The organism is Streptomyces sp. NBC_00299, assembly GCF_036173045.1.
Lineage (GTDB): Bacteria > Actinomycetota > Actinomycetes > Streptomycetales > Streptomycetaceae > Streptomyces > Streptomyces machairae.
This window is the reverse complement of the sequence record NZ_CP108039.1, coordinates 9,085,371-9,096,985: the sequence shown is the minus strand read 5'-3', so window position 1 is coordinate 9,096,985 and position 11,615 is coordinate 9,085,371. Positions and strand designations below refer to the sequence as shown.

The window sequence follows — 11,615 nt, the reverse complement described above, 5'->3', positions numbered from 1 at the left end:
GGACAGGCCCGCGGACGGGCCCGCCGGAGTCCGGTACCCGCGCAGAGCGTTGTCGATCATTCACCTGTACGACGACGAGTCTCGTCGACCGGTTCACCGGAAGAAATGATCAATTGGTGACGGCTGTCCTGCCGAGGACAGGGGTGATGTCCTGCAGGAACGCCGAGACCGGGCCCAGGGTGAGCAACCCGCTGCCGGCTCCGGCCAGTTCGTTCGCCGCCGGGGTGAGGGCGGTGTGGGCGCGTGCCAGGGTCGTTCGGTCGCCGAGGACCAGGGCCGCTCGGGCCGTGAGACACCACAGGGCCTCCTGGAGGAGGTCGCGGGGTGGTTCGGGGGTGGCGTGGAGGGCCTCGGCGGCCTCGGGGCGGTGGCCCCGGTCGATCAGGAGCAGAGGGCTCGCCCAGGGGGCGTAGGGGCCCCAGTCCGTGTCGTCGTCGAAGCCGAGGGGCAGGTCGTGCCGCACGCGCAGGCACAGCAGCGCGAGCGGCAGCAGGCCTTGGGCCAGGCCCGGCATGCCCGCGCCGTGCAGCAGAGTGGCCGCCTCCTGGTAGGCCGCCTCCACCTCCGTCACCGGTGCCCGGCCGGTGGCATCCAGCCGCAGGGCGGCGTACCAGCCGGTGAACACACCCACCAGCGGTGCCTCGTGGCGTACGGCCAGTGCGTCGGCGGCGGCCGCGTGCCGGTCTGCCGCGGTGAAGTCGCCGAGGGCGCTCAGGGCCTGGAGCCGGATCAGGTGGCCGAGGATCTCGAACGTGGTCAGGCCGTGGCGGGTGGCGAGCGCGACGAGTTCCGCACCGATCTCGGCGCGGCGCGGCGCCAGCCCGGTGCTGTCGAAGCACTGCATGAACACGGCATTGAGGGCGAACGCCAGCAGCGCCGGATCGTCCAGCCGGCGGGCCATCTCCTCGGCCTGGCGGGCGGCCTGCGGGCCACGGGCATGCGCGGTGCCGCGCGACTCCAGGGCAATCGTGGCGAGCAACCGGGCCTTGGCCGCCTCGTGCTCTTCGGCGGGCAGGGCGATGAGGGTGCGTTCGGCTGCCGCGACCACTTGTGCCGCCTGGTCCGGGTCGTCGAGGCGGGTCCAGATCGCCGGGACGTCGTAGGCACCGATGACCCGGGCGGTCAGCTCGGCATCTCCCAGCTCCTCCGCGGCCTTGACGGCCGCGACCCGGTGCTCCCGGGCAGCCAGCAGCCCACCGCCTCCGGTCACAGCGAGGTTGCGCAGCAGACCTGCCGTGGACTCCAGGCGGGCGCGGGCGCCGGGGGCGACGGCACGGTCGTAGGCGGCGGCCACCTGCTCCCAGACCCGGCCGGCGGGGTTGTCGCGCGCCTCGCCGAGGTGGTCGGCCTGGTGGAGGATGTCCGCCTCCAGGGAGCGCAGACCGGGCCCCGGGTCGATGCCGAGTTCCTCGGCCAACAGGGCACGGGCCCGACGCAGCACGTCCAGCGCGTCGGCCTGCCGGCCCGTGCGGTACAGCGCCAGGGCCAGCAGGCGCCAGGCGTTCTCCCTCCAAGGGTGCTCGGCCGCGTGCGCCCGGAGGTCCGCGGCGGCGCGGTCGGCCAGGCCGAGGGCCAGCAGCGCCTCGGCACGCAGCTCCACGGCGTGCAGGCGCAGCTCGGTCAGGCGCCGGCTCTCGGTCCGGGCCCACTCCTGCTCCGCGAACTCCGCGTAGGCGGGACCACGCCAACAGCCGAGAGCTTCGTCCAGCCGTACGGCGGCCTCCTTGGCCGGCAGCCCACCAGCAGCGGTGACGGAGTCCTCGAACCGCCAGGCGTCCACCGCGTCCTTCGCGGCGCGCAGGGCGTAGCCCGGGCCGTCGGTGACCAGCAGCCGAGCCGGAGTGCGGGGCGGTCGGTCGGGTTCGAGGGCGCGGCGGAGTGCCGCGACGAAGGTGCGTACGGCGCCCACGGCGTCGGCAGGCGGGTCGTCTCTCCAGAGGTCGTCGACCAGGCGGGAGACAGGCACGACATGGCCCTTGGCCACGAGCAGCCGGGCGAGGACCGAGCGGTGTCTCGGGCCCTTCAGGTCGATCGCGTTCCCGTCCGCGTCCCAGGCCGTCACCGGTCCGAGCACACCAAAGGCTGGCCCCACGTCTTCCACCGCCGTCCTCCTCCCCGGGCACCGCCGCCACGCCGCCGCTCTGCTCATCACCCGCTCATCGGCCGCCGCGAGGATCGAGGAACCCGATCTTCCCGAGGGAAATCCTCCCTCATCGCATCGAATCGAAAGGAGCGGAGCCATGCCACCCGTCATCGCCGGCTTCGATCACCACCGCGTCCCCGTCGCCGACGGCGTGTCCCTGCACACGGCCGTCGGCGGCTCCGGCCCGCCCGTCGTCCTGCTGCACGGCTTCCCGTAGACGCACCTGATGTGGCGCCACGTGGCCGCGGACCTCGCCGCCGACCACACCGTGATCTGCCCGGACCTGCGCGGCTACGGCGCCAGCGACAAGCCGGCCGAGACCGACGGCACCGTCTACGCCAAGCGGACCATGGCCGCGGACATCGTGGCCCTGGCCGGTGAACTCGGACATGAGCGCTTCGCATTGGCCGGGCACGACCGCGGCGCCCTGGTGGCCTTCCGTGCCGCGCTCGACCACCCCGCCACGGTCACCCACCTGGCCTGCGTGGATGTGCTGCCGACGCTGGACATGTGGGAGGTGATGCACGGCGTCACCGCCGCCGTCGGCTTCCACCTCTATCTGATGGCGCAGCCGCCCGGCCTGCCCGAACGCATGATCAGTGCCGCGCCGGACGACTTCTTCGGCCACTTCCTCGACATCTGGACCTCCGACCGGCGGGCCGTGCCGGACGAGGTCCGCGACGCCTACCTGGCGGCCTGCCGCGAGGCCGTTCCCTCGATCGTCGCCGACTACCGGGCTTCGGCCGGCGTCGACATCGAGCACGACCGGGCCGACCGCGCGGCCGGAACCACGCTCCGCATGCCGGTCGGGGTGCTCCAGCAGGACTGGGGCGCCGCCCTCGGCTTCGACGCCGCCGCGCTGTGGCGTGCCTGGGCGCCCGATCTGCGGCACACCACGGTCACGTGCGGCCACTTCATGGCCGAGGAGGCGCCGGACGAGATCGTGAAAGCGCTGCGCGACCTGATCGCCGGCTGAGCGCGCTGAGCGTGCGGAGCTGAAAAGGGGGCGTTGGCTACCAGCGTCCCGGTTCGGTCCCGGTGATCGGCTCCGACGGTTTGCCGTCCACCCCCACCGGCACATCACCGGCGAGCATCACCCGGTGCATGGTGCGGGGGAAGTCGAGGTGGGCGTTGTCGCTGGGGGCGAGGTGGATGGTGGCCCGGTTGTCCCAGAAGGCCACGCTGCCGGGCTCCCAGCGGAAGCGGACCGTGTACTCGGGGCGGGTCGCCTGGTCCAGCAGCATCTCCAGGACGGCGGCGCTCTCCGCCCGGGAGAGGTCGGCGATCTGCTCGACGTAGTAGCCGTTGACGTACAGGATGCGCTCCCCCGTCTCGGGGTGGACCCTGACCAGCGGATGCCGGGTGGCGACCTGATGGTCGAGGAGATGCCGGACGTAAGCGTCGTCGCCGGGCCGGGGCTGGTAGCCGACGCCGAGGCGGTGCTCGGCCCGCAGCCCGTCCACGAACTCCCGCACCGGGCCGGACAGACCGGCGTACGCGGCCGCAAGGTTCGACCAGGTCGTGTCGCCGCCGTACGGGGGTACGGTCTCGGCGCGCAGGATCGTCGCGGCAGGCGGGTCGACACGGGCGCCGTGGTCGCAGTGCCAGCCGCGCAGCAGGGTGTGGCGGCGGCGCCGCAGCCACTCGTCGTGCTCCATGCCGAACCTCCCGCCCAGTTCCAGCCGGTCGGCGGTCGTCTCGATCTCGGGGAAGTCCGCCGGGGAGGCGCTCCCCCGCTTGTGCAGGACGACCGGTTCGCCGAACCGGCGCGCGAACGCCACATGCCCGGCGTGGTCCAGCCGCTGCCCGCGGAAGAACACCACCTTCCAGCGCAGTACGGCCGCCCGGATCGCGGCGACCACGGCGTCGGCCGGCTCCGCGGCCAGGTCGACGCCCGTGATCTCCGCCCCGATGTGCCCGGCGACCGGTTTCACCTCGATCCCCGCGAACCGCTCCGTCCCGTCCGCTGTGGCCCTGTCCGTCGTCATGCCTGCTCCGTCGGTCGTCCGTCCGCACCGGCCCCGGTCCGAGCCGGCCCCAGGAAGATCGTGACAGTGTTCGGCGGGCCTGGCGACAGGGCCACGACAGAGCCTCAGACCGTGAACTCCCGTATCACCGTGTTCCGGAAGACCGCCGTGCCGTCGATCGTGAAGAGCGCGAGCCCGGTGTCGATCAGATACGGGAATACCTCCGACGAGTGCACATAGCGTCCGTCGTCGACGAACATCTCGACGGACGTGCGGTCGACCAGGATCCGCAGCTGCACGGTGCGGGCGGACGGGTCGAAGGGGCTGTGGCTCTCCTGCCATCTGCCGGAGGCGTCGGGGTTCACGGTGGGGCGGCGGTTGAGGAAGGCGTAGTCACGGTAGATCCCGGCGTCGACATGGCGGGCACCGTCGGGTGAACGGCGCAACTGGAGTCCGGCGCCCGTGAGTTGGTCCCAGGTGATCTCGCAGGTCACCTCGTAGGCCGTGCCCTGGTAGTCGAGCACGCGGGTGCCGGTGACCTCCAGGTCGCCCAGGTCCACCGTGCGGGAGACGTGGTCGTGCAGGGCGGCGACCGGTTGTGAGGCGAGGTGGTATGTCCCGTCGGATCCCCGCTTCAGGGTGGTCTCGCGGACGATCGAGTCGGTGCCGTTGAAGCCGTCGCAGTCGATGGTGGGCGTGATGTTGGCGTAGTCCCAGTTGTTGAGCCAGCCGATCGCGTAGCGCACGGACGGGTCCACCGAGCCGTCGCTCCGGTGCTTGTCGAAGGTGACGGCGGCGTACCAGTCCCAGCCGTGGTCGAGCCACTGCGGGTCGGCGGCGTCGGCGGTGAAGGCGGTGCCGTCGAAGGAGCCCGTCCAGTAGGCGTACGTGTTCGGCAGCCCCGCGCCCTTGCCGTTCGCGCTGACGCCGAGCACCCACTTCGCGGTGCCGTCGTCGGCGGTGATGCGAAACAGGTCCGGGCACTCCAGGACGCCGATCCCGCCTTTGACGAAGCCGCTGACGTACGTCCACGACTTCAGGTCGGTGGAGTGGTAGAAGCCCACCTTGTCGTTCTCGGCGAGGGTCATCACCCAGCGCCCGCGTTCCCCGTCGCGGATCACCTTGGGGTCGCGGAAGTCCCGGACGCCGGGGTTGGGCAGGACCGGGGCGGTGCCGTGGGGCGTGAACGTGCGGCCGCCGTCGGTGGAGTAGTACAGGTACTGCGCCTGCGTGATCTCGTCCGGCGCCATCGTGGCGAGGACGATCACCGCGCCCGCGCCGAAGCCCGCGGTGTTGTCGCTGTCGATCACCGCCGAGCCGGACCAGACGTCGCCGTTGGGGGTGGTGTCCTTCGGCACGGCGATCCCGCGGTCGGTGAAGGAGACCAGGTCGGTGCTGGTGGCCAGGCGCCAGGCGGTGCCGGTGGTGGTTCCCCCGGCGAGATAGTCCGGGTTGTACAGGTAGTAGTAGTGATACTCGCCGTCGATCCAGATCGGGCGCTGGGGGTCGTTCTTCCACTGGTCGGGGACCGTGAAGTGGTACTGGGCGCGGTAACTGGCGCAGGCGGCTGCCGCCTTCCTGGGCTTCGCGGCGGCCGTCGGTGCGGTCGCCAGCAGTGCGGCCGAGGCTCCCGCCGCCGAACCGGCGAGCAGCGCTCTCCTGGACATCCCTCGCATCACGCATCGTTCCTCTCTTCAGAGGTGTCAGAACGGTGGCTCGTGGGATCAGGACTTTGGGACCTAACTCGTTAAAGGTCAAGTGGTTCGCACCTATTGACAGGGCCCTGGCCCGCTTCCCATCATCTGGGGCATCACTACTCGACTAACACGAGTTAGGCCCGTTCAGATGACCGACTCGCACCTCACCCGCCGCACCCTGCTGCGGTACGGCGCCTACGGCGCGGGAGCCGCCGCGCTGGCGGGCACCGCCGCGAGCTGGGAGCGGCTCACCGGAGCCGACATCCCCGGCCGCGACGACGGCTCCCTCGTCGTCGCCACGCTCGGCCCCGCCTACGGACCGGAGGCCGTCCGCACACTCACCGAGGGCTTCAGCGAGGTCCACCCCGACATCAAGCTGCGGATCAACGCCGTGCAGGCCGTCGACTGGTCGGACTTCTTCGCGAAGATCCTCACCCAGATCGCGGCGGGCACGGCGCCCGATCTCGTCTACGTCGCCACCGAGGGCGTCCAGCTGTTCGCGCAGCGCCTCGGGGTCCCGCTCGACGACTGGGTGCGGCGGGACGCCGAGGAGCTGCGCGAGTACTTCGCCGACGTCCATCCCTCGCTGGTGGAGTCGATGATGTACGAGGGCAGCCTCTACCAGCTGCCGGTCGAGTTCAACGCCGCCGACATGTACCTCAACAACCAGGTGCTGGAGCGGGCGGGGGCCGCCTTCCCTGCGGCCGACTGGACCCGCGACGACTTCACCGCGCTGCTGCGGGACATGAAGCGGTCCAGTGGTTCCCAGTTCACGCCGTACTTCTGGACCAACCGGCTGTGGGGCGGCGTGGTGCCCTGGCTGTTCGCCAACGACACCAACCTGCTCGCCGAGTCCAAGGCACCCGGTGGCGGCTGGCTGTGGGACTCCTTCTACCCGGCCGCCCAGCGACAGGGACGCGGGGGCGGCTTCCGGTGGACGACGCCGCAGGCCACCGACGCCCGCGTCGAGGAGGCGTACGACTATCTCGCCTCCCTCATCCAGGAGGGGCTGTGCACCCGTCCCGAGGGCGGCAACGGCCAGAACCTGATCGGTGTGTTCTCCACCGGCCGGGTGGGGGTCACGCCCGCGGGCGGCTTCTGGGCGGGCGGCCTGCATCAGGCCGGGATGCCGTCCGACGGCTTCGACGTGCAGTACTTCCCCCGCTGGCGCACCCAGCGCATGCAGTACGGCGCCGCCGGCTACGCGCTGCTGCGCACGTCGAAACGGCAGGAGGAGGCCTGGGAGTTCATCAAGTACGCCGCCCGCCACGACACCCTGACGCGGCTGTTCACGACCAACCAGACCACCCCGGCGCGCCGCTCGATGCTGACCGCCGACCGCTACCGCGAGACCGGCCCGAACCGCTGGCAGGTCTTCTACGACACCCTCGACCAGTTCCCCGACACCGGGCCGATCCCGGCGCCCCCGCAGGTCGCCGAGGTCGAGCAGGTACTGCTCAAGCACACCGGTACCGCGCTCTCCTCGCGGCGTGCGGTGGGCCCCGCGCTGCGCCGGATGCAGGGCGATCTGGAGAAGGCCATGGAGCGTGACGTATGACGAACACCCGGATACCGGCCGCCGTACGGCCGAAGCGGCCGGCCGCTCCGTCGGCCCCCACGGCCCGTCCCTCCGCCCGCGACCGCGGCGCGCGGCTGCTGGCCACGCTGTTCCTGGCGCCCACGATCGTCGGCATCGTCGTCTTCACGGTCGTACCGATCGTCGGATCGGTGGTGCTGAGCCTCTTCCACTGGAACGTCATCGACTCCCCGCGCTTCGCCGGGGCCGCCAACTACCGTGAGGCCTTCACCGACTCGACCGTGCTGGTCTCCTTCCGCAACACGCTCGTCTTCATGGTGTTCGCGGTGGCGCTGCAACTGCTGATCGCGCTGGTGCTGGCCCTGGCGGTGAACGGGCGGATGCCGGTGTGGCTGCGCTCGGTGTTCCGGTCGGCGTTCTTCTTCCCGCTGGTGCTGTCCGCCGCGTCGATCTCGGTGGTGATGAAGTACCTGTTCAACCAGGACTTCGGGGTCGTGAACTGGCTGCTGGGGCTCGTCGGGGTGGCTCCGGTGCCCTGGCTGACGTCCGAGAACGCGGCGATGGCCACGGTGATCCTGGTCTACGTCTGGCAGCAGTTCGGCTTCTCGTTCCTGCTGTTCGTCGGAGGCCTGAACAACATCCCCAAGGAGATCCACGAGGCAGCCTCACTCGACGGCGCGACCGGTCTGCGCAAGCACCTGGGCATCACGCTCCCCTTGCTCTCGCCCACGCTGCTCGTCGCGTCGGTGGTCGGCATCATCAACGCGCTGCAGGTCTTCGAGCAGCCGTACGTCCTCACCAACGGCGGTCCCGGTGACGCCACCCGCACCGCGGTGATGGTGATCTACGAGAGCGCCTTCGAGCAGCTGCGGTTCGGCGAGGCCTCGGCGGTGGGTGTACTGCTGTTCGTGCTGATCATGGCGGTCACCGCCCTCCAGTTCCGGCTCAGCCGGCGTTTCGTCCACTACCAGTGAGCCGGTGAGTCCGATGAGCCAAGCAACCCTGTCCCTGAGCCGAACCCGGCACTCGCTCGCGCCGTGGGCCCGGATCGCCGCGCTGGCGGTGTGCGCGCTGCTGACCCTGGGCCCGGTCCTGTGGACCGTCTCCACCTCACTGCGCACCCCGGCCGAGGCCTTCGACCTGCCGCCTCGGATCATCCCGACGGACCCGTCCGTCGAGGCGTACCGCGGGGTCTTCGACCAGATCGACGTATGGCTGCTCGCCCTGAACTCGACGCTGGTGACCGCGCTGATCGCGGTGGGCCAGATGATCACGGCGGGACTGGCCGGTTATGCCTTCGCGCGTCTCGAGTTCCGGTTCAAGAAGCCGCTGTTCGGGCTGGTCCTCGCGACCATGATGGTGCCGTTGCAGGTCACGATCGTGCCGGTGTTCCTGGTGCTGAAGTCGATGGGGCTCACCGACACCCTGCTCGGTCTGATCATCCCGGCCTTCCCGACCGCGTTCGGCACCTTCCTGATGCGCCAGTACTTCCTGGGCATGCCCAAGGACCTGGGCGAGGCGGCGATGCTGGACGGCTGCGGGCCGTGGCGGATCTTCCGGTCCGTGTACGCGCCGCTGGCCGCGCCCGGTCTCGCGATCGTCGGGGTGCTGGCCTTCAACTACCACTGGAACGAGTTCTTCCGCCCGCTGATCCTGGAGACCTCCGGCCAGAACTACACGCTGCCGCTGGGTCTCGTCTCCCTCCAGGGCAACCTGGGCACCGGCTCCATCTCCGTGGTGCTCGCCGGGGTCGTCCTCTCCATGATCCCCGCCGTCGCCGTGTTCGTCGTCGGTCAGCGCCCTCTGCGTGAGGGCATCACGTCCGCAGGAGTCAACCGTTGAGCCTCACCGCTCAGTCCCCGGACCCCAGCGCCCCGCGCTTCCGGGTGCGTCCCCCCGCCAACTGGATCAACGACCCCAACGGGCCCTTCCGTTGGCGGGGCCGCCATCACCTCTTCTACCAGCACAATCCCACCGCCCCCGTGCACTCGAACGTCCACTGGGGACACGTGTCCAGTGCCGACCTGGTCCGGTGGGAGCACCATCCGATGGCGCTCACCCCGACGCCCGGCGGCCCGGACGAGGCGGGCTGCTGGTCCGGGTGCATGGTCGACGACGACGGCACACCGACCGCGGTGTACACGGGCGTCGACCGCCACCACGCCGGCCTCGGCTCGATCTGCCTGGCGCGGGCGGTGGTCCCGGAGGACGAGACGCTCACCGACTGGAAGCCGCTGCCGACACCGGTCGTGACCGGCCCGCCCGCCGGCCTCGACGTGGTGATGTTCCGCGACCCGTTCGTGTTCAGGAGCGGCGGACGCCGTTGGGCTCTGGTCGGGGCGGGGCACGCCGACGGGACGCCGTCGGTGCTGCTGTACGACTGTGACGACCTGGCGGACTGGCGGTTCGCGGGGGTGTTCCTGGACGGCAACGACCCGGTCGCGGCGGATGCCTTCGGGGACGGGGCGGTGGGCTGGGAGTGCCCGCAGCTGTACTCGACGGCGGGCGGCGACTGGGTGCTGGTGCTGTCGCTGTGGGACGGAAGCCCCTGCACCACGGGCTATCTGACGGGCCGTCTCGAGCCGTACGGCAAGGCCGAGTTGCGCTTCGCGGCCCGCACCGGCGGGCGCCTCGACCATGGGAGGGACTTCTACGCCCCTGCCGTACTCCAGGAGCCGGACCGGGCGTTGATGTGGGGCTGGTCGTGGGAGGCCCGCGAGCAGGGCGAGGTCGATCGCGTGGGCTGGGCCGGAGTCCTGACCGCGCCGAGGGTCGTGGACGTGCATCCGGACGGGACCCTGCGGGTCGTACCGGCGCCGGAGCTCGAACTGCTGCGTGCGGCCGAGCCGTTCGCCACGTCGGCGGACCGTCGGACCGCGCTGCCGGAGGCGTACGACCTGACCGTCGCCGCGTCCGGCCGCACCACCGTCGGCCTGCTCCGGTCCGCCTCGGGCGCCGAGCTGACGGTCGTTGTGGACCCGGACGACGGCACCGTGACGCTCGACCGCGGCGACTGGCCACGGACAGGACGCGAGGGATCGGGGCCGATCGTGGTGCGGGCCCCGGCCGGCGAGGTGCGGATCCTCGTCGACGGTTCGCTGTTCGAGCTGTTCGTCGGCGACCGGGCGACGGTCACCGAGCGGATCTACCGGCGACCGGACGACGTGGCCGAACTCGTGGTGACGGGCGCTTCGATCGCGGTCACCGGCTGGGAGCTGGTCCCACCGACGCGCGACTGATCACCGGGCAGGCCAGGCGCCGCACCGTCGCGGGCGGCGTCCTGCCGGTGTCGATGGCGTCGAGGACCAGCCGTGCGGCGGCATCGCCCATCGCCCGGTGGGGCAGCGCGACGGTGGTGAGGGGCGGGGTGAGGAACTCGGCCATGTGTTCCTGGTCGTCGTAGCCGACCACCGACAGCTCGCCGGGGACGGCGATGCCGAGCCGGGTCGCGGCGTGCAGGGCGCCCGCCGCGACCCGGTCGTTGTAGCAGAAGAACCCGGTGGGACGCTGGTCGGCGGGGACGCCGTCGAGGACGCGCAGCGCGCCCTCGTACCCGCCGGTGATCTCGCCGCCGGTGCGCACGACCCACTCCTTGGGGACGGTGATCCCCTCGGCGCGCAGTGCGTCCCGGAAGCCGCGCAGCCGGTCGACGGAGGCGATGTCGTCCTGCCCGCCCACCATGGCGACCCTGCGGTGCCCCTCGTCCAGCAGCAGCCGCGCCGCCGTACGGCCGCCGGCGCGCTCGGCGGGGATGACCGCGGGCAGGGAGTCGTCCTCGGGCAGGCAGTTGGCGAGGACGGAGTGGGTGCGGTGCAGGCCCTCGGGGACGCGGACGCGACGCAGGGACATGGCCGCGTAGATGATGCCGTCCACGCGTCGGTCGAGGAGTTCGGCGACGGCGGCGTCCTCCTTGGCGGCATCGCCGCCGGAGTCGATGGTCAGCACGAGGTGCTCGCTGCCCCAGGCGGTCTCCATGGCGCCGCGCAGCAGCCGGCCGGCGAAGGGCGAGGAGGCGATCTCGTCGGTGACCAGCCCGATCACGGCCGTCCGACGGCGGCGCAGGCCGCGGGCGACGGGGTCGGGGCGGTAGCCGAGCTGGGTGGCCGCCTGCCGGATGCGTTCCTGCGTGGCGGGCGAGAGGTTGCCCTCGGCGCGGCCGTTGAAGACGAAGGAGACCGCCGTGTGCGACACCCCGGCGAGCCGGGCGACGTCCCGTGACGTCGGACGTGCCGAACCCGTCGGCTGCTTCTCCTCCATGCCGCCCATGCCGT

8 protein-coding genes and 1 pseudogene are annotated in these 11,615 nt (G+C 71.6%); 5 read left to right on the top strand and 4 right to left on the bottom strand.

The features are described from left to right. Nucleotides 1–109: 109 nt before the first annotated feature. Nucleotides 110–2,092 carry an AfsR/SARP family transcriptional regulator gene (locus OHT51_RS40430; RefSeq protein ID WP_328883883.1) on the bottom strand — a complete coding sequence of 661 codons (1,983 nt, stop codon included), beginning with the start codon at nucleotides 2,090–2,092 and terminating at the stop codon, nucleotides 110–112. A gap of 148 nt (nucleotides 2,093–2,240) precedes the next feature. Here OHT51_RS40430 and OHT51_RS40425 point away from each other — a divergent pair. Beyond that, a pseudogene (locus tag OHT51_RS40425) lies at nucleotides 2,241–3,119 on the top strand (alpha/beta fold hydrolase). A gap of 37 nt (nucleotides 3,120–3,156) precedes the next feature. On the opposite strand, the gene OHT51_RS40420 reads toward OHT51_RS40425, so the two are convergent. Continuing rightward, complete coding sequence (locus OHT51_RS40420) at nucleotides 3,157–4,131, bottom strand: TauD/TfdA dioxygenase family protein (protein WP_328883882.1); 975 nt, start codon at nucleotides 4,129–4,131, stop codon at nucleotides 3,157–3,159. Between the two features lie 104 nt (nucleotides 4,132–4,235). Next, the gene (locus OHT51_RS40415; protein ID WP_328884596.1) at nucleotides 4,236–5,786 is read right to left on the bottom strand and encodes a glycoside hydrolase family 32 protein; all 1,551 of its coding nucleotides are present in this window, start codon (nucleotides 5,784–5,786) and stop codon (nucleotides 4,236–4,238) included. A gap of 169 nt (nucleotides 5,787–5,955) precedes the next feature. Between OHT51_RS40415 and OHT51_RS40410 the strand changes: the two genes are divergently transcribed. The 4 genes from OHT51_RS40410 to OHT51_RS40395 are packed head-to-tail and all read left to right on the top strand — an operon-like array spanning nucleotide 5,956 to nucleotide 10,583. After that, nucleotides 5,956–7,365, top strand: coding sequence for an extracellular solute-binding protein (locus OHT51_RS40410; RefSeq protein ID WP_328883881.1), 1,410 nt, complete (start codon nucleotides 5,956–5,958; stop codon nucleotides 7,363–7,365). Then, nucleotides 7,362–8,318, top strand: coding sequence for a carbohydrate ABC transporter permease (locus OHT51_RS40405; protein WP_328883880.1), 957 nt, complete (start codon nucleotides 7,362–7,364; stop codon nucleotides 8,316–8,318). The genes OHT51_RS40410 and OHT51_RS40405 overlap by 4 nt, the downstream gene beginning before the upstream one ends. Nucleotides 8,319–8,331: 13 nt before the next feature. Then, nucleotides 8,332–9,186, top strand: a complete 855-nt coding sequence (locus tag OHT51_RS40400; RefSeq protein WP_328883879.1) for a carbohydrate ABC transporter permease — start codon at nucleotides 8,332–8,334, stop codon at nucleotides 9,184–9,186. Continuing rightward, complete coding sequence (locus tag OHT51_RS40395; RefSeq protein ID WP_328883878.1) at nucleotides 9,183–10,583, top strand: glycoside hydrolase family 32 protein; 1,401 nt, start codon at nucleotides 9,183–9,185, stop codon at nucleotides 10,581–10,583. The genes OHT51_RS40400 and OHT51_RS40395 overlap by 4 nt, the downstream gene beginning before the upstream one ends. On the opposite strand, the gene OHT51_RS40390 is transcribed toward OHT51_RS40395, so the two are convergent. Beyond that, nucleotides 10,546–11,610 (bottom strand): LacI family DNA-binding transcriptional regulator, encoded by a 1,065-nt coding sequence (locus tag OHT51_RS40390; RefSeq protein WP_328884595.1) that lies wholly within the window; start codon nucleotides 11,608–11,610, stop codon nucleotides 10,546–10,548. The two genes, OHT51_RS40395 and OHT51_RS40390, sit on opposite strands and share 38 nt — an antisense overlap. Between the last annotated feature and the right edge of the window lie 5 nt (nucleotides 11,611–11,615).